We start from the raw sequence: 24123 nt of genomic DNA, 5'->3' as shown, positions 1-24123 counted from the left end.
CGGCGTCTGATGACCCGGGGCCAGAAGCAGGACTGACCGCCATGAACAAGATGCTGCAACGCGAGGGGATTTCGGCCCGCGCCCTTGAAATCGCCGACAAGGTCGAAGCCTTCGTGCGCGAGACAGTCGCACCCTATGAGCGCGATCCACGCCAGGGCGCGCATGGCCCCTCCGAGGATCTGGCGAACGAACTCAAGGCGCTGGCGCGGGCCGCAGGTGTCATGACACCGCATATCCTGGAGGATGGCGGCCACCTGACACAGCGCGAAACTGCCGCCGTGCTGATCCGGTCGGGCCTGTCGCCATTGGGCCCGCTGGCCTGCCACACCTGCGCCCCTGACGAGGGCAACATGTTTCTTCTGGGCAAGGTCGCCTCGCCGGAGCTGAAGGAACGGTTCCTGACGCGCATGGTGGATGGCAGCATGCGGACCGCCTTTTTCATGACGGAACCGGCCGAGGATGGCGGCGCGGGCTCTGACCCGTCGATGATGCTGACCACCTGCAAGATGGACGGCAACCATTGGGTCGTGAACGGTCGCAAGACCTATATCACCGGGGCCGATGGGGCCGGGATGGGGATCATCATGGCCAAGTCAGACGACGGGGCCTGCATGTTCCTGGTCGATTTGCCCCATCCCGCGATCCGGATCGAACGGGTGCTGGATACCATCGACAACTCGATGCCCGGCGGGCATGCGGTGATCACGATCGACAACCTGCGCGTTCCGGCCGACCAGATGCTGGGCGCATCCGGCGAGGGGTTCAAATACGCGCAGGTCCGCCTGGCCCCCGCCCGGCTGAGCCATTGCATGCGCTGGCTGGGCGCTTGCGTGCGCGCCCATGAAATCGCGACCAACTACGCCAATCGCCGCATGGCCTTTGGCAAGCCCCTGATCGACCACGAGGGCGTCGGCTTCATGCTGGCCGAGAACCTGATGGATCTGAAGCAGGCCGAACTGATGATCTACTGGTGTGCCGATGTGCTGGACAGCGGCGCGCAGGGGGGCGCGGAAAGCTCCATGGCCAAGGTCGCGGTGTCCGAGGCCCTGATGCGTGTCGCGGATCGCTGTGTGCAATGCATGGGCGGGCAGGGCGTCACGGCCGATACCATCGTCGAACAGGTGTTCCGCGAAATCCGCGCCTTCCGCATCTATGACGGCCCGACCGAGGTGCATAAATGGAGCCTGGCCAAGAAGATCAAGCGGGACTGGAAGGCCGCACAACCCGCATGACGGCCAGCGCCACCAGCGCCGCGGCCAACACGGGCACCACGCCCGTGCGCGACGGTTTCGGCTTTGACACCGCGGCGCTGTCACGGTGGATGGCGGCGCATGTGGCGGGGTTTCGCGGGCCGATGTCGGTGCGACAGTTCAAGGGGGGGCAATCGAACCCGACCTATCAGCTGATCACGCCGGGCAAGACCTATGTGTTGCGGCGAAAGCCGCCGGGGCAGTTGGCCAAGGGGGCCCACGCCGTCGATCGCGAGGCCCGCGTGTTAGGCGCGCTTGGCGCGGCGGGGTTTCCTGTCGCGCAGGTCCGGGGGCTTTGCACCGACGACAGCATTATCGGCAGCTGGTTCTATGTCATGGACATGGTCGAGGGGCGCATCTTCTGGAATGCGACCTTTCCCGAGGTGTCAGCACCCGACCGCCCGCGGTATTTCCAGGCCATGAATGAAACGCTGGCGCAGCTGCACATGGCTGATCCCGCCGCGATCGGGCTTGGTGATTTCGGACCCGGCGGCAACTATGCCGCGCGTCAGATCAGCCGCTGGACCAAATCCTATCTTGCCGATGCCGAGGCCGGGCGCGATCCGGGCATGGACTGGCTGATCGAATGGCTGCCGCAAGCCGTGCCCGACAGTGACGAGACCAGCGTGGTGCATGGTGATTTCCGCTGTGACAACCTGATTTTCCATCCGACCGCACCCCGCGTGATCGCGGTTCTGGATTGGGAGCTTTCGACGCTGGGCAATCCTCTGTGCGATTTCACCTATCACGCGATGATGTACCGCATGCCGCCCGATATCGTGGCCGGATTGGGGGGGATTGATCCGACCCCTCTGAACATTCCCGGTGAAGCAGATCATGTCGCGCAATACTGCGCCCTGACCGGGCGTGCCGGGATTCCCGACTACCCTGCCTACATCGCCTTCAATTTCTTTCGGATGGCGGCGATCTTCCATGGCATCAAGGGCCGCGTGATCCGGGGGTCGGCCGCGTCGGCCCATTCCATGGACCGCGTGAAGCAATTTCCGAAACTGGTCGAACTGGCGGTGCAAGCCGCGAAGGAGTGTCTATGACTGACCCCGTCTTGCTGGAACTGAGCGATGGCGTCGCGCGCATCGTGCTGAACCGTCCTGACCGGGGCAATGCGATCAACCAGCCGATGGCGGATGCGCTGCTGGACACGGCCTTGCGCTGCGCCAATGATCCCGATGTGCGCTGTGTCGTTCTGACCGGCGCGGGCAAGATGTTCTGCGTGGGCGGCGATATCGCTGATTTCGCCGGCAACAGCGCGGGGATCGCCGCCTTCCTGAGCAGGCTGGCCGGAACCCTCCATCAGGCGATGACCATCCTTGCCGCGATGAACAAGCCGATGATCTGCCTTGTGAACGGTCCGGCGGCCGGCGCCGGGCTGAGCATGGCAATCAGTGGCGATATGGTGCTGGCGGATCCTGCGGCGCATTTCACGGCCGGTTATCTGGGCATCGGCCTGACACCGGATGGCGGCATGACATGGCTTTTGCCGCGCCTTGTCGGCATGCGGCAGGCGCAGGACATCATCCTGACGAACCGCCGCGTCGACACGACCGAGGCGGCGGCGATCGGGTTGATCAGCCGCGTCGTGGCCGACACGGAGCTGGAGCGTGAAGGGGCCGAACTGGCCGCGCGGCTGGCCTCTGGCGCGGTGGCCTCGATGGGGGCTGCGCGCCGGTTGCTGCATGAAAGCTTTGCCTCTGGCTTTGCCAGCCAGATGGACCGGGAATTGTCCTCGATTGCGCGGGCAGGCGAAAGCGCCGAGGGGCGCGAAGGTGTCCGGGCCTTTCTGGAGCGCCGCCCTGCCGATTTCCGCACCCGGACCTGAACCGGGGCATGGGGCACAACTGAAACCGTCTACGGGCCCGTTCGGCAAAAAGCCGGAACCGGCGCGATGGACAGCCAAGGCCCATGACGGGCTGGACAAAAGGAAACAACCGATGAGCCTGCTTTTCGAACCCCTGCACCTTGGCGCGCTTGCGCTTGAGAACCGCATCATCGTCGCGCCGATGTGCCAGTATTCCGCCGTTGATGGCAACGCGCAGGATTGGCATCTGATCCATCTTGGCGGCATGGCCCTGTCCGGGGCAGGGATGCTGATCATCGAGGCCACGGCCGTATCGCCACGGGCACGGATTTCACCCGTGGACCTGGGGATCTATTCGGATCAGAACGAGGCCGCGCTGACCCGTGTCATTCAGGCGCTGGGCCAGCAGTCGGACATGCCGGTCGCCATTCAGCTGTCCCATGCCGGGCGCAAGGGGTCCAGCCTCGCGCCATGGGACGGGGGCGCGCAGATCCTGCCGGACGCGCCGGGCGGCTGGAAGGCCGAGGCTCCATCAGCCCTGCCGCATGCCGAGGGCGAAGACGTTCCGGAACCGCTGGATGCGGCCGGGCTGATCCGCGTCAGGGATGATTTCGCAATGGCCGCGCGCCGCGCCGTGCGCGCCGGTTTTCGGGGGATCGAGCTGCACATGGCCCATGGCTACCTGTTGCATCAGTTCCTGTCGCCCCTGTCGAACCAGCGTCAGGATGCCTATGGGGGCACGCTTGAAAACCGGATGCGCTTTCCGCTTGAAGTGTTCGATGCGGTCAAGGTCGCGATCCCCGCGGATATCCCGCTGTGGATACGCGTCTCGGCAACCGACTGGGTGCCTGGCGGATGGGATCTGGACAGCACGCTTGCGCTGTGCGCGGCCCTGAAAGGGCGCGGTTGTGCGGCCATCCATGTGACCACGGGCGGAGTGTCACCCAAGCAGCAGATCCCGATCGGCCCCGGTTACCAGGTGCCATTCGCGGCCAGGATCAAGGCCGAGATCGGTCTGCCCACCATTGCGGTGGGGTTGATCACCGAACCCCACCAGGCCGAAAAGATCCTGCAGGACGGCGATGCCGATGCCGTCGCGCTGGCGCGATCCATGCTTTACGATCCGCGCTGGCCCTGGCACGCGGCGGCGGCCCTGGGCGCACAGGTCAGCGCACCGCGGCAATACTGGCGCTCGCAGCCGCGGGAATACGCGTCGCTGTTCAAGAACGTGAAGATCGGACAAAGATGACCGGGGGCGCTTCTGACAGATACAAGGTTTGCCGAAACGCACCGCCACAGGGTCATGCCGGCTAGGATGCACAAATGGCTGATGGCCGGGCGCCTGAGGGCACAAGGTCTGACACAGGCGCGGATGGCATCGCCCGAACGGCACGGGCCTGCCCTGAAACCGGCACAACTGCTGCAAAGATGATCTGAACTGGCGGCTCCGCCGCCCCTTTTTGGCCAGTGGCCGGAAAAACTGGCCGACAGAGATTTGTCACCGCAAGCTGGATGTGCTTGGCTGACCCCATGGAACCCGAGGCCCCGAAAAAGTCCGATACGCATTCATTCGACCGCGCGCTGGCCGCGTTGGTTGGGCGCATCTACCCCGCCTGTGATCCCGGTGATCTGGCGCGCCAATGCATGGACGCCTTCTGGCCGGATGGTTTGCATCGCCGCAAACGGGCCCGCGCGCGCGACAACAGGCTGTGGTCCCAGGGCGATGTCCTGCTGATCACCTATGGCAATTCGCTGCTGGACGGGGCGCACAAGCCGCTGGACCTGCTGAACGATTTTCTGCGCCGTTACCTGCGCGACATGATCAACGGCGTGCATGTGCTGCCGTTCTTTCCCTTTACCTCGGATGACGGGTTCGCCGTGACCGATTTCAGGTCGGTGAACACGCAACTGGGCGATTGGCCTGACATCAACCGCATCGCGGACAAGTTCAAACTGATGTCCGATCTTGTGCTGAACCATGTCTCCAGCCAGGGGCCCTGGTTCAACGACTACAGGCAGGGCAAGCCGCCCTATGACCGGTTCTTTTTCGAAGCCTCGCCCGCGGATGACCTGAGCATGGTGGTGCGCCCGCGCACAACGCCCTTGCTGCAGCCTGTCGAGACAGCGAACGGAGTGCGGCATGTCTGGTGCACCTTCAGCCATGACCAGATCGACCTGGATTTCCGCAACCCCGAGGTCTTGCTGGAATTCCTGCGGATCATCCGCCTGCATCTGGACAATGGCGTACGCATCATCCGGCTGGATGCGGTGGCCTTCCTGTGGAAAGAGGTCGGATCGCCCTCGGTCCATCTGCCCCAGACCCATGCGATCGTGAAGCTGATCCGGCTGCTGTGTGATTACGCGGTCGAACCCGTGATCCTGGTGACCGAAACCAATGTCCCCAAGGCCGAGAACCTGAGCTATTTCGGCAAGGGCGACGAGGCGCATGTCATCTACAACTTTCCCCTGCCGCCACTGATCCTGCACGCGATGATGTCCGGCTCGGCCCGGCACCTGGTGGAATGGCAGCGCAGGATGCCGCCCGCGCCGCTGGGCTGCGCCTATCTGAATTTCACCGCCAGCCATGACGGGATCGGGATGCGCCCGGCCGAGGGGCTTTTGTCCGCCGCCGATCAGGCCGCTGTCATCCAGACGGTGCAGCGGATCGGCGGGCTGGTGTCGATGCGCACCCTGGCCGGCGGGGGCGAGGCGCCTTACGAGTTGAATACCACCTTTTTCGATGCGATGCGCCAGACCTTCGCGGGGCCTGACGATCACCATATCGCACGGTTCCTGTGTTCCCAGACCATCGTGATGTCGCTGGAAGGGATCCCCGCCTTCTATATCCATTCGATGCTGGCTACGCCCAACGATCATGACAGCGTGGAAAAGCGCGGCATGAACCGCGCGATCAATCGCCATCGTTGGGACTATCCCGCTTTGCAGGACAGGCTTGCGGACCCCGCGAGCGATCAGGCGCAGGTCATGGAAGGGCTGCGGGCAAGGTTGCATATCCGCAGGCGGCAGCCCGCCTTTCACCCCAATGCCACGCAATTCACGATCCATACCGGCGATGACCGCCTGTTCGGGCTGTGGCGGCAAAGCCTTGACCGGCAGCAGTCGATCTTTGCGCTGCACAATGTCAGCGCCGACACGGTGACGCTGCCGATCATGCGTCTGAACCTGATCGAAGACGAAGCCTGGACCGATCTTCTGACGGGCCTTCCCGTCACCGATCAGGACATCGTGCTGGCCCCCTATCAATGCCTCTGGATCAGTAACCTGCGCTACTGATGCTCTTCTGCATCCCGGGCCACGGCCGTCTGCAGATCGCGCAGGAACTCGGGGTCGGCCGCGTGAATCCGGTTCCATGTCGGGATGAAAGGTGTTTCGTGCGGATTCTCGAGAAAGGTCTGCCCCGCGCGCATGATGTTCTCGGCGAACAGTTCGATCGAGGCTTCTTCGGCATGGCGGTCCAGGGTCAGGCCGTTCATCTTCGCGTCTGAATGATAAGCCTCCAGCAGGTCCAGCGCGCTGCGGTAATAGGTGGCTTTCAGGGTGCGGAAGACATTGTTTGTGAACACCGTGCCATCTGCCGCCAGCTTGCGAAAGATCGCCTTGCAGATGTCGGTGGACATGCGGTTGAGCCCGGTCGTCGCATCCTCAGGGCTGAGGGTCTGGTGCTTGTGATCATAGGCATCCGCGATTTCGACCTGGCAAACGGCCGAGGGCGCGAGGTTGCGCCAGGCTTCGGACAGCACACCGATCTCAAGCCCCCAATCCGAAGGAATGCGCAGATCGGGCAGGATATTGGTACGCATGGCGAATTCGCCCGACAGCGGATAGCGGAAGCTGCGCAGGTAATCCAGGTAGTCGCGGTCCCCGACCACGCGCTTGAGCGCGATCAGCAGGGGGCTGACCAGCAGCCGCGTGACCCGTCCGTTCAGCTTGTCCTGACCGATGCGGGCGTAATATCCCTTGGCGACCTGAAAGGGAAAGGTCGGGTTGGCCACCGGATAGATCAGCCGCGCCAGCATGTCGTTCGTATAAGTCAGGATATCGCAATCATGGATCGCCATGACCGCGCTGTCCTGGCAGCCGATCAGATAGCCGATCGAGGTCCAGACATTCTTGCCCTTGCCCGGTTCGGCCGGGCCAAGCCCCATGGCGGCAAGCCGCGCCTCCATCTCTTGCATCCTGGGGCTGTCATTCCAGATCACCACATGGTTCTGGCCCAATGCCGCGAAGAAATCACGCGCATGGCGGAACTGCGCGGCATCCGCCCGGTCAAGCCCGATGATGATCCGGTGCAGGTAGCTGACGCGCGACAGCTCGGACAGGATCTGCGGCATCGCCTCTGTCTCCAGCTCCGAATAAAGGCAAGGCAGGATCAGCGACATCTTGCGGGTCTGGGCGAATGTCTCCAGCTCATAGGTCATATCGGCCAGATTGCGCGTCCGCAGATTGTGCAGCGTGGCGATATGACCGTTCTGATGAAAATCAACCATGACCTTGCCTTTCCTTGTTCAGGCCCAGCCTGTCCAGCAGCGCCAGAATGGCCGTGTTCCAGCCCGATGGGCCGGGGCGATCCGTGCGAATGATGCGCCCTTGATCCTCGCCCTGAAGACGGGGCAGGGGGCTGTGATGCGGATTGCTGACGATCACGCCGCTATCGGCCGCCTCAAGCATCTCGATGTCATTGGGGGCATCACCAAGCGCGATGGTGCGGGCCGGTCGGTAATGGGCGATCACTTCGGCCATGCGGTCGGCCTTGGTGCCGCCGAACGACAGGGTCAGAAACCGCCCGCCTTGTCGTGCGGTCACGCCGAGCGCGCCCAGGGCCGCGACAAAGGCCGCCCGCCCGGCATCATCCCCAAGCCACAGGCCCGGCTCGGAAAAATCGCGTGTCTTTGCCCGGACAGCGTCTTCGCGCGACAGCCCCGTCAGGTCCATCACCTCGTCAGTCGGCATGTCGGTGAAGCCGCGAAACGCCTCTCGCAGATGCGGGGGCAGGCGGTCCAGTTCCCGGCGCAGCGCGGCATGATCGCCGGTTCCCGCGCCGCTGCCCGCACCGATCAACCCGCAGCCGTTCTCGCAAATGGCCAGATGACCCGTCAGACCGATGCGATCCTGCAATACGGCGATTTCCGCAGCGGTCTTGCTGCTGGACAGCACGACGGGCGCGCCGATCCGGGCCAGTTCCGCAAGCGCCGGACGTGCCGGTTCCCAATCATAGGTGACATGGTCCAGCAAGGTCCCGTCAAGATCGGTGAAGACAACGAGTGGTGTTGATGTCGTCATGCCCTCAACTTTCACGGTCCCACGCCGAAGTCGCAAGAATTAAGTGGCCTTCTCGCCTGCATTTGACCGCTTGGCCCCCGCTTGGCCCGTTTTTCGTCCATTGCGGCCGGAACGGGTCGGGCCCGCGCAGTTCTGCTTTCCAATCCCCGGCAGGCTCACGTAGAACCTGTGCAACGGGTGCTACCCGAAACAGCAAGGACATTTCCGATGATCGTGAACGCCGGACCGAAAACCTGCCATTGGGGTTTCTTCACTGCCGACCTGCCGCCTGTCGCCACCGTGGCCAGCGGGGATGAGGTGACGATCAACACCGTCTCGGGCGGGCCCAACGTGCTGCCGGGGGCAGGATTCGATGTGCCGCCCGAGTTGCTGGAAATCCACGCCGCCGGCGTGCCCACCGTGCCGGGCCATATCCTGACCGGGCCCGTTGCCGTGGAAGGCGCCATGCCGGGCGACGTGCTGCAGGTGGATATCCTGGATGTGCAGTTGCGCCAGAACTGGGGCTATACTTTCATCCGGCCCCTGTCAGGCACCCTGCCGCAGGATTTTCCGCAGTATCACCACATGACCGTCCCGCTGGATGCTGCCCGGTCCGAGGCGACGCTGCCCTGGGGGCTGAAGCTGCCGCTTGCGCCCTTCTTCGGTGTGATGGGGGTCGCGCCGCCCGCTGACTGGGGCCGCATCTCGACGATCGAGCCGCGCGCCCATGGTGGCAACCTCGACAACAAGGAACTGGTCGCAGGCACCACGCTATACCTGCCGGTCATGGCCGAAGGCGCGCTGTTTTCCTGCGGTGACGGGCATGGCGCGCAAGGTGATGGCGAGGTTTGCGTGACCGCCATCGAAACCGCCTTGCAGGGCCGTTTCCGCCTGACGATCCGGCGCGATATGGACGTGACCTATCCCGAGGCGGAAACCCCCACCCACCTGATCACCATGGGGATGCATGCCGATCTGGACCGTTGCGTCGAGATCGCATTGCGCCGCATGATCACGCTGGTCGCCGCGCGCGCGGGCATCTCGCGCGAAGAGGCGTATATGCTGTGTTCGCTGGCGGGCGATCTGCGGATCACGCAGACCGTCAACCGCGAAAAGGGCGTGCACATGATGATGGCCAAGGCGCTGCTTTAACGCCTCAGGCGCCGCTGGCCTTGTGATAAAGCGCGCCGTAGGCGCTGGGCCGGAAACTGTCCAGCGCGGCCTCGGTATAGGCGGCGCGTTCCAGCCATGCCGGGTTGACCTCCAGCCCCCAGCCGGGTGTGTCGGTGACGGTCACATGCCCGCCCGACACGGCAAAGGGCTGGCCCAGGAACAGGTCACGCTGCCAAGGGTAATAGTCATCGCCCTCGATCGACAGTTCCAGGTATTTGCCCGCATTGGGTAGCGCCGCCAGCAGATGCATGGTGCACATGGTCACCAGCGACAGGTTGGCCGCATGGGGTGTGCAGGGCAACCCCGCCGCCCCGGCCATGGCGGCCACCTGCATGGTCCGGGCCATGCCGCCCATGTACATCACATCGGGCTGCACCACATCGACCGCGCGCATGTCGATCATCCGTGTCCATGTGGCCATGTCCCAGTCCTGTTCGCCGCCGGTCACATCGACATCCAGCGCCGCGGTCACGGCGCGCGTCGCCTCCAGATCCCAATAGGGCACGGGTTCCTCATAGTGGCCGATCCCGTGATCCTGCAACATCCGCCCCACGGCGATGGCGCGCGGTACCGAAAAGCCTGAATTGGCATCCACCAGCTTGTCGATCCCGTCGCCAAGCGCGCGCGCCATCACCGGAATGATCTCTTCCGTGCGACCGGGCCATTCATCCGCATCGCCGCCGCATTCCGCGCCGATGCGCCACTTGGCGGCGGTAAAGCCCTGTTCGGCGCAAAGCCGTGTCAGGCGTTCGGCCTCATCCTTTGGCGTGATGTCGCGCTTCATCGAGCTGGCATAGGCGCGGATGCGTCCCGGCGCGCCGCCCAGCAGGCTGGCCACGGGTTTGCCCGCCCGTCGCCCCGCCATGTCCCAAAGCGCGGTATCCAGGCCGGCCAGCGCGCGGCAGCGATAAGTGCCAGGATACTTGTGCTCGCGCCGCTCGATCAGATGCACCAGTCCTGCGATGTCGGCGCAATCGGCCCCCAGCGCCCAGGGCACGATCTGGCGATGCAGGACCTGCGCCGTGATATCTGCGTTATAGGTCGAGGTCTGCCCCCAGCCGAACGCGCCATCGTCGGCGGTGATGCGGACAAAGCAGACGAATTCGGTATGGAAGGTCTCGATGCGGGCGATCCTGGGCAATCCGGCCTCCTTGGTCTTGTGACAAAGCCTATGGCGGGCCGCAGCGGCTGGCAATGCCGCGCAAGCGTCCGCCATGCTTGACAGGTGCGGGGCGTGCCGATTGTCTGGGACCTGTCCCGCAACCCTTCAGCAATAGAAGGCGGATCATGAACCAGGCGTTTTCCAGGCTGCGCATGCGCCACCTGCGCTGTTTTCAGGCGATCACCCTGCATGGGTCGGTGACAGCCGCCGCCGACCATCTGGGCAGCTCGCAACCCGCCCTGTCGCGGACCCTGTCCGAGCTTGAGGCGCTGATCGGCCAGTCCTTGTTTCACCGCACGGGGCGTGGCCTGTCCCTGACCGAGGCGGGCACCGCCCTGCGCCGCCACGTGGACACGGCCCTGTCGCAGCTTGAAGCCGGCACGCGGCTTGCGGCAGGCGGCTCGCCTGTGCCGGTCGTGGCGATCGGGATGCTGCCCAACGTGTCCCGCACCCTTGCGGTCGAGGCCGCCGCGACCTTCAAGGCTGAGGCACCAGAGGTCGATCTGCGGCTCTACTGGGCGTCGATCCCCGAACTTGTCGCGCGTCTGCACCGGGCCGAGATCGACTTTCTGATCGGGCGGCTGCTGGCGCTGGATTACATGCCCGGCGTCAGGTTCGAGCATCTGTATTTCGAGCGGCTGATCTTCGTGGTCCACCACGACCATCCCTTTGCCGCCACACCCGATCACGTGACGCTCGAAGATATCCGCGCCGGTCTGGTCGTGGTGCCGATCCCCGGCACGATCATCCGCACGGAGATGGACAAGTTCGTGACCGCGCGCGGCTATGGCCCCTTTCCGAACAAGATCGAAACCGTGTCCTTCGAATTCACACGCAGTTTCCTGTCGACCAATCGCGCGGTGGCCTGTTTGCCCCTTGGCGCCGTGCGCGAGGAACTGGCCGAGGGCCGATTGGTGCGACTGGGCGTTCAGAGCGAAGAGCTGATGGGCTCTGTGGGCATGACCTATGCCAGCGATCGCGACCCCACGCCCGAGGCCGCGCTGCTGCGCGACCACATGCGCCGTGCCGCACAGGTTTATGCCTGATATATCGAATTGGATATGACGCGGTTGCGTAAACTATTTCCGCAATGACTTTTTGACTGCTAGCATCCACCCGAGGGACCGCGCGAAACAAGCATTGGACCTTGCAGGGAGGGGACCAGCACCGATGGCAGAGCCGCGGAACATATTGTTCATCATGTTCGACCAGCTGCGGTGGGATTACCTGTCCTGTTATGGCCATCCGCATCTGAAGACGCCGCATATCGACCGGCTGGCCGCGATGGGCGTCAGGTTCGACCGTGCCTATATCCAGTCGCCGCTGTGCGGCCCGTCGCGCATGTCGACCTATACGGGCCGCTACGTGCATTCGCACGGGGCCAGCTGGAACAACGTCCCCCTGAAGGTGGGCGAGCTGACCATGGGCGATCATTTGCGCGATCTGGGCATGGGCTGCTGGCTGGTCGGCAAGACCCACATGAAGGCGGATGCCGAAGGCATGCGCCGCTTGGGGCTGGAACCCGACAGCGTGATCGGCGCGCGCGTGTCCGAATGCGGCTTCGACATCTTCGAGCGCGACGACGGCATGCGCCCCGAGGGGCCGGACGGGTATTACGACGCGGGCGGCGCGCTGAAGTACAACGAATACCTGCGCGTCAAAGGCTATGAAGGCGAAAATCCCTGGCACGACTATGCCAATTCCGGCATTGATGACGCAGGCAACGTGCTGTCCGGCTGGTTCCTGAACAATTCCGACCAACCCGCGAATATCCGCGAGGAGGACAGTGAAACCCCCTATCTGACCCGCCGCGGGATGGAATTCATCGCGGGCGCCACCGGGCCCTGGTGCTGCCACCTGAGCTATATCAAGCCGCACTGGCCCTATATCGTGCCCGAACCCTATGCCGCGATGTATGGCCCGCAGGATTTCCTGCCGCGTGTCGCCACCCAGGCCGAACAAGAGACGGATCACCCGGTCTTCAAGGGGTTCCAGAACGCGCCCGTGGGCCGTGCCTTCGCGCGTGACGACACCCGTGACAAGGTGCTGCGCGCCTACATGGGCCTGATCAAGCAATGCGACGATCAGATCGGCGTGCTGTTCGACTGGCTGGAAAAGACCGGGCGCATGGATGACACGATGATCGTCGTCACCTCGGATCACGGCGATTTCATGGGCGATCACTGGATGGGGGAAAAGACGTTTTTCCACGATGCCAGCGTGCGGGTGCCGCTGATCATCTATGACCCCTCGGAACAGGCGGACGCGACGCGCGGCACGGTCTGCGATACGCTGGTGGAATGTATCGACCTGCTGCCGACCTTCGTCGATGTGGCCGGCGGGGACGCGGGGCGGCTGGATCACATCCTTGAAGGCCGTTCTTTGCTGCCGCTGTTGCGCGGCGGTGACGCGCCCGCGCGCGATGCGGTGTTTTGCGAATATGATTATTCGGCCACGCCGCTGGCAAACAAGCTGGGGCTGCATCCGAAACTGGCCCGCATGTTCATGGTGTTCGATGGACGCTGGAAGATGATCCATTTCGAAGGCGGTTTCCGCCCGATGCTGTTCGATCTGGACAGCGATCCCGGCGAAGTCGATGACCTTGGCGCGTCGGACGCCCATGCGGATATCCGGACAGCACTTTATGACAGGCTTTTCGCCTGGGCCTGCCGGCCTGGCGCGCGCACCACGATATCCAATGCCGCGCTGATGGCGGCGCGGGGCAAGACCGCACGCAAGGGCGTTCTGATCGGCATCGTCGAGGAGGGCGATCTGGAGCCGGAACTGGTGGCCAAATATGTGGGCCGCAAGGCGCGCGACATGCGTGCATCAACGATCAAGAACTGACCGAAACGGGGCAGGAGGAGGCCCCGGCAACCATGGTGACAGGGAGAAGAACCATGATTTCAAGACTGACACGCACGGCCTTGACCATCGTCGGGTTGACGCTGACTGGCCAGATGGCGCTGGCGCAAGCCAACCTGACGGTCGAGACATCCAGCGCCGGCAACTCGCCGCATCTGTCGACGTTGCATCTTGCCGATGTAGTGGGCCGCAAGGGCATCGCGAACCTGCAGGTGCAGGAAGGCCAGACCGCCACAAATTCCATGCTGAACGTGGCCGAAGGCAAATCCGATATCGTGACCGCGCCGACACTGCTGCATTTCCTGCTGGAAAAGGGCCGTGGTCCTTTCAGCAGCGTGGGCGAACGCGGTCAGGAAATCGCGCCGAACGTCAAGGTTCTCTATACCTATAACGCGGGCGCTTATGGCCTGTTCGCCCCGGTCGTGTCGGGGATCAACAGCTATGCCGATATCAAGGGGCGCACGATCTGGAACGGCCCGCCTTCGGGTGCGGCGCTGACCGTGGGACGCCAGACGTTGCAGCTTGGCACCGGCGGTTTCAAGGATGGCGAGGATTACAAGGGCCTGCAGACCAACTGGGGCCAGTTGCCGACCACGCTTGTCGATGGTTCGGCCGAGGCATTCATGGTGCCGATCACCTTCCCGTCCGACCGCGTGGTGACGGCGCTGGCGGCCGGCAATGTCAACATCATCTCGTTTCCCAAGGATATCTGGGAAAGCGAAGGGATGCAGAAGTTCCTCAAGGCGCCCGGCAATGCGCCGGTCGTCATCAAGGGCGCGGACATGGGCTATGCCGAGGGCAGCGGTGTCACGCTGATTTCCGAGGACGGGATGTTCCGGTCGCCGGGCGTGCCCTTTGCCACTGTGGCGCGCGCCGATCTGCCCGACGACGTGGTGAAGGCGATCGTTGCGGCCTATATCGAAAGCCTGCCCGAGTTGAAGACACGCTCGCCCTATGCGGCAAACGTCAACTATGACGTGGTCGATGCGGACGTGACGGGCCTGTGCAACGGCCTGTCGCTCAAGTACCACCCCGGCGCCGTCGCGGCCTGGGAAGAAGCGGGATACGCCATTCCCGACTGCGCCAAGTGATCCGGCGGGGGCGGCCCGGCCGCCCCCTTTTGCCCCCATCCCCAGACCAACGAGGCCGTCATGACCACGACCGACACCGGGCGTCGCGCTGACGTCACGCTCAAGCGAATGGCCCGGGTTCTTGGGCTGGTGCTGGTGGCGGTCGGGCTTGTGAACACCATTCCTTCGATCCCGGGGCTTGATGCCTTCTTTCAGGATCTGTCGGGCGATCCCGCCTTCGCGATCCGCAAGTTTCCCTATCAATGGCTCTACCCTCTGGCCTTCGTGTTGATGATGGCGGTGGTGGCGCTGCACCATTCCTTCTGGGCCGATTTCCGGGCGCGCGAGGTTGGCCCGCTCAAGCTGCGGCTGGGCGCGGTCATGGATGTCCTGCTGGTTGTCACGGCCCTGGTCGTGGCCTTGGGCTACATGATCGAGATCGACTCGATCTGTCTCATCGACCGGGCGACCGGGGTGCGCGCCGACCTGCTGGCCCGCGCGCTGGAGGAGGAAAAGGAATTTGCCCTGCTCTATGGCCTGCCCGAGCCGAACACGGTCGAGGATCCCGCCTGCGTGCAGACGCTGGGCGGCTGGATCTTCGTGATCGTGGGCGGCGCACTGGCTGTGTTTCTGGGCTATAACGTGCGGGTCTGGGGCTTTCCGCTGGTGGCAGTGGCGATCGTGATCGCGGCCTATACGCTGATCACCGTGCTGGTGTGGTATGTCTTCGGTGCCGATGACATGAACAAATACCTGATCACCAAGCTGGGCGGCGAGCCGCGCAGCCTGATGGATGGACGCCCCAATGTGGAAGACATCCTTGTCAACAACGCCCAGGGCCTGATGGGCCGCTTCATGGGCATCCTGCTGAACTCGGTCTTTCCCTATATCGTGCTTGGCTCGCTCTTCGGCATTTCCGCGGGGGGCAAGTCGCTGATCAAGCTGGCGTTCCTGTGGACGCGGCGCCTGCGCGGTGGCCCCGCCCATGCCGCCATCGTGTCCTCGGCGCTGTTCGGCACCATTTCGGGCGGTCCGGTCGTGAACGTGCTGTCAACGGGCGTCCTGACGATCCCCATGATGCTGAAGCGCGGCTTTGGCCGGGTCTTTTCCGGCGGGGTCGAGGCCGCGGCCTCATCCGGCGGGCAGATCATGCCGCCGGTCATGGGGGTGGCAGCCTTCGTTCTGGCCGCGATGACCGTGACCCCCTACCGCGAGGTGGTCTTTGCCGCCGTGATCCCCGCGCTGGCCTATTTCGGCTGCCTGTTCCTGACCGTGGTCTTCGAGGCGCGCAAGCAGGGGATCGAGGCCGTGGGCGACAAGACCCCCGACATGCTGCTGACGGGTCAGGACAAGCTGAACCTTGTGATGATCTTCGCCCCGATCCTGTTGATCCTGGTGCTGCTGGTCACACCCAAGGATGCGGTGGGATGCGGACCCCTGGGCGCGTTCCTGGGGGTCGAACAGATCTGGGTGAACGGGGTCTGCCGGGCGGAGAACCTGCCCTGGATCTATCAGCTGATCCAGAATTCCGCGGGCGACGCAGGATCGGCGGGCTGGTGGGCGCTGATGCTCTTGTCCTGCCTGTTCTTCCTTGACGCCGAATTCCGCAAGCGGCCGGGCCAGTTGATCGATGCGCTGGCCGATGCGGGCGTGACCATCTCGACGCTTTACCTGATGTTCCTGTCAGTTTCGATCATCGACTTCTGCCTGAATTTCACGGGGCTTTCAGGCTTCATCGCCCGCGATGTCCTGGGCATGCTGCGCGCCTTCGGACCAGAGTTGCAGACCGGCGGCGTCTTCCTGTTCGCGGCGCTTTTCGTGACCATGCTGATGGCGATCCTTCTGGGCATGGGCATGCCGACAGTGCCGGCCTATGTGAACGTGGCGCTTCTGATGGGCCCGCTGGTCGTGGGGTTGGGCATCGCCACCTTCACCGCGCATATGTTCATCTTTTTCTTTGCCGTGGCCTCGGCCATCACCCCACCTGTGGCCATCGCCGCCTTTGCCGCGGCCTCGATCACGCGGGCCGATCCGATGGCCACGGGGTTCTCGGCGGTGCGATCGGGGGTGGTGATGTTCGTGCTGCCCTTCGTCTTTGCCTTCTACCCCGAGCTTTTGCTGATCGACGCCGCCAAGATGGATCCATCCGCACCGCCGGGATCCGGGGTGTTCCTGTCAGGATATGGTCCGGGGGTGGATTGGGCCGCGCTGGCACTGCTGCTGCCGCGCCTTTGCATCGGTCTTTACCTGATCGCAAGCGCGCTGACCCGGTATGACCGGCAGGCGCTTGCGGGCTGGGAAACCGCCCTGCGGCTTGTCCTGGCGGTGCTGGTGCTGATGCGCGATCCGGCCTTGTTCGGCCCGGGTCTGGCGGTCACGGCGCTTTATCTTGTCTGGCACAGTGTTCGCGCCGGCGCATCCAAAGTCGCCTGAGTCGCCACACCTTTCATCCCCGACCGGCGGACCCCATGGTGTCGGTGGCATCTTTGACATCCTTGGGCGTCAGGCGATATTCCCCGTGAAAGATAACGCTTGCAACCCGGTGGCGGCTTTGGCGTTATGTTCGGGCAAACATATCTGAAAGTGTCCCTCTCGCATGTTCGGGCCTGTCCTTCGCCGTCTTGCTCTTGCCGCCGCGCTTGTGCCGCTGGCACCGCTTTACGCGACGGCGGCCGAGGTCACGGTTTTCGCGGCCTCCAGCCTGACCAATGCGCTGGGCCGTGTGGCCGAAGCCTGGACTGCCGCGACGGGGCATCATGTGGTGCTGTCCTTTGCCGGATCGTCGGCGCTGGCGCGCCAGATCCAGCAGGGGGCGCCAGCGGATCTGTTCATATCGGCCAGCCAGGACTGGATGGATGCGGTGGCGGGCACTGGCGACCTGCGCGATGGCACGCGGCGCGATATCCTGGCCAACAGCCTTGTGTTGATCGCCCATGGCCGCGACGCGGCCCCCGTGACGCTGGACAGCACCTTTGACCTGTCGGGTCTGCTGGGCGACGCGCGGCTGTCGATGGCGCTGGTCGATGCGGTGCCGGCGGGCATCTACGGCAAGGCGGCGCTCAGCCACCTGGGTCTGTGGGACAGCGTGGCCCCGAAGGTGGCGCAGTCCGATAACGTGCGCGCGGCCCTCGCCTTCGTGGCGCGGAACGAGGCGCCGCTGGGCATCGTCTATGCCACCGATGCGGCTGTCGAAGATGATGTGAGCATCATTGCCACCTTTCCCGCCGACAGCCATGCGCCGATCACCTATCCCGCCGCGATCACGGCGCAAGCGCAAAGCCCCGTGGCGCAAGAGTTTCTGGATTTCCTGTCATCGGACGCGGCGCGTGCGATCTGGCAGGGTTTCGGCTTCGGGTTTCCCGACTGATGGGCGGTGACTGGACAAGCTGGCTTGGCCCCGCGGAATGGCAGGCCGTGCGGCTGTCGCTGCGCGTGTCGTTCTGGGCGACACTCGTCAGCCTGCCGCCCGGCATCTTCATCGCCTATGCGTTGGCGCGCTGGTCCTTTCCGGGCAAGCAGGTGCTGAACGGCATCGTGCATCTGCCACTGATCCTGCCCCCCGTCGTCACGGGCTACCTGCTGCTGCTGGCCTTCGGGCGGCGCGGGCCGGTGGGTGAACTGCTGGAGCAATGGTTCGGCATCGTGCTGTCCTTCCGCTGGACAGGGGCCGCATTGGCGGCGGCGATCATGGCCTTTCCGCTGATGGTCCGGGCCATTCGCCTGGCGATCGAAGCGGTCGATCCCAAGCTGGAAGCTGCCGCCAGCACGCTGGCCGCCTCGCCCGCATGGGTTTTTGTCACCGTTACCCTGCCGCTGATCCTGCCGGGGATCATCGCGGGCTGGATCCTGGCCTTTGCCAAGGCGATGGGCGAATTCGGGGCGACCATCACCTTCGTGTCGAACATTCCCGGCCAGACGCAGACCATCCCCTCGGCGATCTATGCCCTGCTTCAGGTGCCGGGTGGCGAGGACCAGGCCGGGCGGCTGGTCATTGTCGCGGTCGTGATCGCCATGGCCGCGCTGCTGGTGTCCGAAGTCGCGTCTCGGCGCGTTGCAAGACGGGTGGCGGGCCGATGACGTTGCGCGTATCACTCAGCCACCATTTCGACGGCTTCGATCTGGATGTGGCCTTCGAGGCGCCGCGCGGCGTCACCGTTCTGTTCGGCCCGTCAGGGTCTGGAAAGACCACCGTGATCAACGCGGTTGCCGGGTTGTTGCGCCCTGATCTGGGCCGGATCGTCTCTGATGACCTGGTGCTTGTGGATACCCAGGCCCGCAGGAACCTGCCGCCGCACAAGCGGCGCATCGGCTATATCTTTCAGGAGGGGCGGCTTTTCCCGCATCTGACTGTCCGGCAGAACCTGCTTTACGGGCGCTGGTTCGCGCCCCGTGATGCGCGCGGCGAAAGCCTGGGCAGGGTGGTGGAGCTGTTGGGGCTGGATCATCTGCTGGAACGCCGCCCCGGTGCCCTGTCGGGCGGCGAAAAGCAGCGTGTCGCGATCGGGCGTGCCCTGCTGGCAGCGCCCAAGCTGATCCTGGCGGATGAGCCCCTGGCCGCGCTGGACGAGACCCGCAAGGCCGAGATCCTGCCCTATTTCGAGCGGCTGCGCGATGAGGTTGCAGTGCCGATCCTTTATGTCAGCCACGCTTCGGCCGAGGTTGCCAGGCTGGCCACGACGGTGGTTGCCTTGCGGGCCGGCAAGGTCGCGGCTGTCGGCCCGCCGGGGCAGGTGCTGGGCGATGTGGCCGCGGTGGGCGCACGGGGTGCGTCCTCGATCCTGACCGCGCGGGTCGTGGCCCATCACGCGGATGGACTGACCGAACTTGCCGCCGGAGAGGTGCCGCTCTGGCTGCCCCGGATCGAGGCTGCGCCGGGCCGGGTGGTGCGGGTCCGCATCGCGGCGCAAGACGTGATCCTGGCGCGCGAGGTGCCGCGCGGGTTGTCGGCGCTGAACATTCTTTCGGGTACGATCGCCGAGATCCGCCCGGGCCAGGGACCGGGGGTGATGGTGACCCTGAACATCGGAACGCAACGCCTGAGCGCGCGCATCACGCGTCGCTCGGCGCAGGCGATGGGGCTTGCGGCGGGTCAGATCTGTCACGCGGTTCTGAAATCCGTGGCGGTCGCGCCCGAGGATGTCGGGACCGGCACGCGGCTGTGACCGCGCCCACCGCTGTCGTCAGGCCTGTCAGGGCATGCGTGACGCCGGCCAGCGGGCTGACCTGATGCGTCATATCGATAACATAGACGCCATCCGCAATGGCCGGATGCGTGGTCATCCGCGCGCGTACATGCCCGCCCTGCGTGCCGTTTGGCCCTGTCTGTCGATGTTCGCGGATCCGGGATTGTGGCGTCTATCAGGTCCTACGGGATCGCCCGCAGGATCGCGGCGCCCTGCCATACGGGCGACAGTGCCTGAAAGATCGCATATCCTGCTGCAAGAATGACGCCTGCCAGACCCAAGCTGCGGTTGCCGATTGAAAAGCCAAGCGGCTTTGAGGTTTATGGGGCAAACGTGACTGTGCCGTAGAAAGAGTGATCAATGACCCTTGAACAGATATTCATGCTTGTCTTGCTGGCGGCAGTCTTCATCAGTTTCTTCAAGGAATTCTATCCGCCCGAGGTGACGGCGCTTGGCGCCTCCGCCGCCTTGCTGGCGACGGGTATCATCCAGACCGGCGATTTCCTGACCGTGTTCAGCTCGCCCGCGCCGATCACCATCGCGATGATGTTCATCATTTCGGCCGCACTGGAAAGAACCGGGGTGCTTGTGGTGTTGGGCGGGATGCTCAAGCGCAAGGCGCGCGGATCGTTCCTGCGCGCGATGGTCCTGATGATGGTGGGCGCGATGGGCGCATCGGCTTTCATGAACAACACGCCCGTGGTGATCCTGCTGACGCCGATCATGATCTCGATGTCGGCCTCGGTCGGCGTGGCGCCCTCGCGCTTTCTGATCCCGCTGTCTTACGCCGCGATCTTCGGCGGCACGCTGACGCTGGTGGGCACCTCGACCAACATCCTGATGAGCGGCGTGGCGCGCGATGCCGGGCAGCCCGCGATCTCGATGTTCGAGATGACCCTGCCGGGGTTGATCTTCGCCGGCGTGGGCATGGTCTACATGATCTTTGCGGGGCGCTACCTGTTGCCGGACCGGGCCTCGCTGTCCAGCATGATGGGCAAGGAAGGCAAGCGCAAGTTCATGGCGCGCCTGCTGATCCCGCACGAATCGAAATACATCGGCAAGCGGCTGTCCGAACTGCCATTCAATACGCTGGAAACCCGCATTCTGGACGTGGTGCGCGGCGAAGTGTCGATGCGGCGCACCCTCAAGGACATGACGCTTGAGGCGGGGGACCGGATCGTTCTCAAGACCGGCACCGGCGAGATCCTGGGCCTCAAGGAAAACGGGCAGGTGGCGTTCCGCGATATCGACGATCACGCCTTCGAACCCGTGACCGCCGACCAGACCATCACGATGGAGGCCAGCGTCGGCCCGAACTCGCATCTGCGGGGCCGCCCGATCAAGGATCTCAAGCTGCGCCGCAAATACGGCGTCTACCTGATGGCGGTGCACCGTGCCGAGCAGAACATCTCGCAGGATCTGCCGGAACTGCGGCTGCAATTCGCCGATACCCTGCTGCTGGAAGGTCCGCCCGAAGGGTTGCAGCGCCTGATGGAGGATGGCGGGATCATCAACCTGTCCGCCCCGTCAGAACGGGCGACCCGCTGGTCCAAGGCGCCCATCGCCATTGCCACGATCGTGGCCGTCATGGTGCTGGCCGCATTCGAGGTGATGCCGATCGCCGGGCTGGCCGTTATCGGTGCGGTGATCGTGATGCTGACACGCTGCGTCGATCCCGAAGAAGCCTTTGACGCGATCGACTGGCGCATCCTGTTCCTGATCTTCGGCATGCTGGGCGTGTCGATGGGGCTGGACGCGACGGGCACGGCCCAGCTGATCGTGACGGCGGTTGTCGCGTCGCTTGGTGACGCAGGGCCGCTTGTGATCCTGGCGGCGGTCTATTTCGTCACCAGCCTGTTGACCGAAATGGTATCCAACAACGCGGTCGCGGTTCTGGTCGGACCCATCGCGATCGCGCTTGCGCTTCAGCTGGGTTTCGATCCGCGCCCTTTCATCATGGCCGTGATGTTCGCGGCCTCGGCCAGTTTCGCGACGCCGATCGGCTATCAGACGAACACCTTCGTCTACAGCGCCGGGGGCTATCGCTTTGCCGATTTCATCAAGGTCGGATTGCCGCTGAACATCATCTTCGGGATCGTGGCGATTGCGATCATTCCGCTGTTCTTTCCGTTCTGAGGGCAGGACCGGCATGTTTGGCACCGTCACGCAACTGTCGTTTTTCGCCGCGTCGGTCCGGGGTGGCGGCGCTATGGTGCGCGGCAAGGGTCCGGGTTCGCGAATGGATGCGGCCGGGATGACAAGCGCAGGGGTATGACGTGCACGAAGTCGACTATGTGATCGTGGGGGCCGGATCGGCGGGATCAGTGCTGGCCAACAGGCTCAGCGCGGATGCCCGCAACAAGGTGCTGCTGCTGGAAGCCGGCGGGTCCGACCTGACATTCTGGGTGCAGGTGCCGATTGGCTACGGCAAGGTCTATTACGACGAACGGGTGAACTGGAAATACACCACCGAACCCGATCCCAACCGCAACGGCAACCGGTCCTACTGGCCGCGCGGCAAGGTGCTGGGCGGGTCAAGCTCGATCAACGCCATGGTCTATGTGCGAGGCCATCCGTCCGACTATGCCGAATGGGACGCGGTCGCCCCCGGCTGGGGATGGGACGACGTCGCTCCGGTCTTCAAGCGGATGGAGGATTGGGACGGCCCCGCGAATCCGACGCGGGGCACTGGCGGCCCGCTGCATGTACATGACGTGACAAAGGACGTGCACCCGTTGACGCGCGTCTATCTGGAAGCGGCGGAACAGGCGGGCTATCCCGTCAACCCCGATTACAACGCCGACGACATGGAAGGTGCCGCCCTCTACCAGATCACCACCAAGGGCGGGCTGCGCGCCTCGGCGGCGCGCGCCTATCTGCGCCCGGCGATGAAGCGCGCGAACCTCAAGGTCGAAACCCGCGCCCATGTCACGCGGGTGCTTTTCGAAGGACGCCGTGCCGTCGGTGTCGAATACGTGCAGAACGGCCGCACCCTGACGGCAAGGGCGCGCGCCGAGGTGATCCTGTCGGGCGGGGCGATCAATTCCCCGCAACTGCTGCAACTGTCAGGGATCGGCCCCGGCGCGGTGCTTCAGCGGCACGGGATCGCGGTGCTGCATGATGCGCCGCATGTGGGGCGCAACCTGTCGGATCACCTGGGGGCCGATGCGCTCTATCGCGCCCGCGTGCCCAGCTTGAACCAGGAACTCAACCCGCTGATGGGCAAGCTTTGGGCCGGGCTGCGCTATGTCCTGACGCGCAAGGGTCCGCTGTCGCTCAGCCTCAACCAGGGCGGCGGGTTCATCCGCCTGATTGAAGGCGCCACGCGGCCCGATCTGCAACTCTACTTCTCGCCCGTCAGCTATACGCGCGCGCCGGTGGGCACGCGGCCCCTGATGAATCCCGATCCCTTTCCGGGGTTCCTTCTGGGCTTCAACCCCTGCAAGCCGACCAGCACCGGGCATTTGCAGATCTGCTCGCCCGATCCCTTCGCAGCCCCCGAGATGCACACCAATTACCTTGATACCGAATATGACCGCGCGGTCATGCTGGCGGGCTACCGGTTGATGCGCCAGATCGCCCGCACACCCGCCATGGCCGCCGTGATCGAGGATGAGATCACGCCGGGCTGGGATGTAGACAGCGACGAGGCGCTGGCCGATGTGATCCGCGAAAAGTCATGGACCGTGTTCCACCAGTGCGGCACCTGCCGGATGGGGGCGGACCCCGCCCGATCCGTGGTTGACGCGCGGTTGCGCGTGCACGGGATCGAAGGGCTGCGCGTGGCTGATGCCGCGATTTTCCCGACGATCCCCACGGGCAACACGAATGCCCCCGCGATCATGGTTGGCGAAAAGGCATCCGACCTGATCCTGGCGGATGCCCGGCGCTGAGATACGCGCCTGGCCCAGCCCTCAATAGCTGTAGTCGAAAGTGACCAGCGTGCCGTCGGCGCGCATCATGGTGCGCGCATAGATCTCGCGCGGGCCGGGATCGTCATCGACGACACCATGCACCGTGATCTTCTCGCCCACCTTGGCGGGAACGACGTTCGGCCCGACATAGACACGGATCTCGCCGCTGCTGTCGCTCAGGCGGAACGTGTCCTCATCCAGAATGCGCGCGACCTTGCCCTGAACCGTCACCATCGTGCCGCGTTCGGCCTTGGATACGGGTGTCACATCCCTTTGTGCATGGGCCGGAAGGGCCACAAGCGTGATGGCGGCAGTCAGAAACAGATGGCGCACGGGATATCCTTTCAAGGGTTGACGCACCGGAACAGGGGTCACATGGGTGGCAGGAAATCCCCGTGCAATCGCCCCCC

General features: G+C 64.4%; 19 protein-coding genes. 15 read left to right on the top strand and 4 right to left on the bottom strand.

All coding sequences use genetic code 11. The annotated features are described in order from the left end of the window. The first annotated feature begins 41 nt into the window (after positions 1-41). The 5 genes from ACFQ3C_RS07305 to ACFQ3C_RS07285 all read left to right on the top strand — a co-directional run bounded on the left by ACFQ3C_RS07305 (position 42) and on the right by ACFQ3C_RS07285 (position 6360). Positions 42-1232: an acyl-CoA dehydrogenase family protein gene (locus ACFQ3C_RS07305; protein WP_380789989.1), complete on the top strand. Its 1191-nt coding sequence runs from the start codon at positions 42-44 to the stop codon at positions 1230-1232. After that, positions 1229-2302, top strand: coding sequence for a phosphotransferase (locus ACFQ3C_RS07300; protein ID WP_380789987.1), 1074 nt, complete (start codon positions 1229-1231; stop codon positions 2300-2302). Before ACFQ3C_RS07305 ends, ACFQ3C_RS07300 begins: the two co-directional genes overlap by 4 nt. Continuing rightward, entirely contained in the window at positions 2299-3087 is a 789-nt protein-coding gene (locus ACFQ3C_RS07295; RefSeq protein WP_380789985.1) for an enoyl-CoA hydratase/isomerase family protein, read from the top strand. The genes ACFQ3C_RS07300 and ACFQ3C_RS07295 overlap by 4 nt, the downstream gene beginning before the upstream one ends. A gap of 112 nt (positions 3088-3199) precedes the next feature. Beyond that, positions 3200-4315 carry an NADH:flavin oxidoreductase/NADH oxidase gene (locus ACFQ3C_RS07290; protein ID WP_380789983.1) on the top strand — a complete coding sequence of 372 codons (1116 nt, stop codon included), beginning with the start codon at positions 3200-3202 and terminating at the stop codon, positions 4313-4315. Between the two features lie 281 nt (positions 4316-4596). After that, complete coding sequence (locus ACFQ3C_RS07285) at positions 4597-6360, top strand: sugar phosphorylase (RefSeq protein WP_380789981.1); 1764 nt, start codon at positions 4597-4599, stop codon at positions 6358-6360. On the opposite strand, the gene ACFQ3C_RS07280 is transcribed toward ACFQ3C_RS07285, so the two are convergent. Both ACFQ3C_RS07280 and ACFQ3C_RS07275 read right to left on the bottom strand, forming a co-directional pair. Continuing rightward, positions 6354-7574, bottom strand: coding sequence for a glycosyl transferase (locus ACFQ3C_RS07280; protein WP_380789979.1), 1221 nt, complete (start codon positions 7572-7574; stop codon positions 6354-6356). The two genes, ACFQ3C_RS07285 and ACFQ3C_RS07280, sit on opposite strands and share 7 nt — an antisense overlap. Beyond that, a complete protein-coding gene (locus ACFQ3C_RS07275; protein ID WP_380789977.1) occupies positions 7567-8367 on the bottom strand; it encodes an HAD-IIB family hydrolase in 801 nt (266 codons plus the stop codon). Before ACFQ3C_RS07275 ends, ACFQ3C_RS07280 begins: the two co-directional genes overlap by 8 nt. Positions 8368-8574: 207 nt before the next feature. Between ACFQ3C_RS07275 and ACFQ3C_RS07270 the strand changes: the two genes are divergently transcribed. After that, on the top strand, positions 8575-9498 hold the full coding sequence (locus tag ACFQ3C_RS07270; RefSeq protein WP_380789974.1) for an acetamidase/formamidase family protein: 924 nt from the start codon (positions 8575-8577) through the stop codon (positions 9496-9498). Positions 9499-9502: 4 nt separating this feature from the next. Here the strand turns inward: ACFQ3C_RS07270 and ACFQ3C_RS07265 are convergent, their stop codons facing one another. Further along, positions 9503-10660: a mandelate racemase/muconate lactonizing enzyme family protein gene (locus tag ACFQ3C_RS07265; RefSeq protein WP_380789971.1), complete on the bottom strand. Its 1158-nt coding sequence runs from the start codon at positions 10658-10660 to the stop codon at positions 9503-9505. A gap of 146 nt (positions 10661-10806) precedes the next feature. Here ACFQ3C_RS07265 and ACFQ3C_RS07260 point away from each other — a divergent pair, with 146 nt between their 5' ends. From ACFQ3C_RS07260 to ACFQ3C_RS07220, 9 genes are all read left to right on the top strand, one after another. Continuing rightward, positions 10807-11727 (top strand): LysR substrate-binding domain-containing protein, encoded by a 921-nt coding sequence (locus ACFQ3C_RS07260; RefSeq protein ID WP_380789967.1) that lies wholly within the window; start codon positions 10807-10809, stop codon positions 11725-11727. Positions 11728-11851: 124 nt separating this feature from the next. After that, the gene (locus ACFQ3C_RS07255; RefSeq protein WP_380789965.1) at positions 11852-13528 is read left to right on the top strand and encodes a sulfatase-like hydrolase/transferase; all 1677 of its coding nucleotides are present in this window, start codon (positions 11852-11854) and stop codon (positions 13526-13528) included. 53 nt (positions 13529-13581) lie between these two features. Continuing rightward, on the top strand, positions 13582-14637 hold the full coding sequence (locus ACFQ3C_RS07250; RefSeq protein ID WP_380789963.1) for a TAXI family TRAP transporter solute-binding subunit: 1056 nt from the start codon (positions 13582-13584) through the stop codon (positions 14635-14637). A 60-nt stretch (positions 14638-14697) separates the two neighbouring features. Continuing rightward, complete coding sequence (locus tag ACFQ3C_RS07245; protein WP_380789961.1) at positions 14698-17049, top strand: TRAP transporter permease; 2352 nt, start codon at positions 14698-14700, stop codon at positions 17047-17049. 163 nt (positions 17050-17212) lie between these two features. Continuing rightward, a complete protein-coding gene (gene modA, locus ACFQ3C_RS07240; protein WP_380789957.1) occupies positions 17213-17983 on the top strand; it encodes a molybdate ABC transporter substrate-binding protein in 771 nt (256 codons plus the stop codon). Further along, positions 17983-18693, top strand: a complete 711-nt coding sequence (modB, locus tag ACFQ3C_RS07235; protein WP_380789954.1) for a molybdate ABC transporter permease subunit — start codon at positions 17983-17985, stop codon at positions 18691-18693. Before modA ends, modB begins: the two co-directional genes overlap by 1 nt. Further along, positions 18690-19778, top strand: a complete 1089-nt coding sequence (gene modC / locus ACFQ3C_RS07230) for a molybdenum ABC transporter ATP-binding protein (protein WP_380789952.1) — start codon at positions 18690-18692, stop codon at positions 19776-19778. Before modB ends, modC begins: the two co-directional genes overlap by 4 nt. 381 nt (positions 19779-20159) lie before the next feature. Then, complete coding sequence (locus ACFQ3C_RS07225; protein WP_380789950.1) at positions 20160-21935, top strand: SLC13 family permease; 1776 nt, start codon at positions 20160-20162, stop codon at positions 21933-21935. A 140-nt stretch (positions 21936-22075) separates the two neighbouring features. Next, positions 22076-23692 carry a GMC family oxidoreductase gene (locus ACFQ3C_RS07220; RefSeq protein WP_380789948.1) on the top strand — a complete coding sequence of 539 codons (1617 nt, stop codon included), beginning with the start codon at positions 22076-22078 and terminating at the stop codon, positions 23690-23692. 21 nt (positions 23693-23713) lie between these two features. Here the strand turns inward: ACFQ3C_RS07220 and ACFQ3C_RS07215 are convergent, their stop codons facing one another. Further along, positions 23714-24046 (bottom strand): NirD/YgiW/YdeI family stress tolerance protein, encoded by a 333-nt coding sequence (locus ACFQ3C_RS07215; RefSeq protein ID WP_380789946.1) that lies wholly within the window; start codon positions 24044-24046, stop codon positions 23714-23716. Positions 24047-24123: the final 77 nt, after the last annotated feature.

Origin of the sequence: Seohaeicola saemankumensis, from assembly GCF_042678485.1 — a bacterium.
Classification (GTDB): domain Bacteria; phylum Pseudomonadota; class Alphaproteobacteria; order Rhodobacterales; family Rhodobacteraceae; genus Seohaeicola; species Seohaeicola saemankumensis.
Note: the sequence above shows the minus strand (reverse complement) of the source record. Positions and strands in the feature narration are given on the sequence as shown.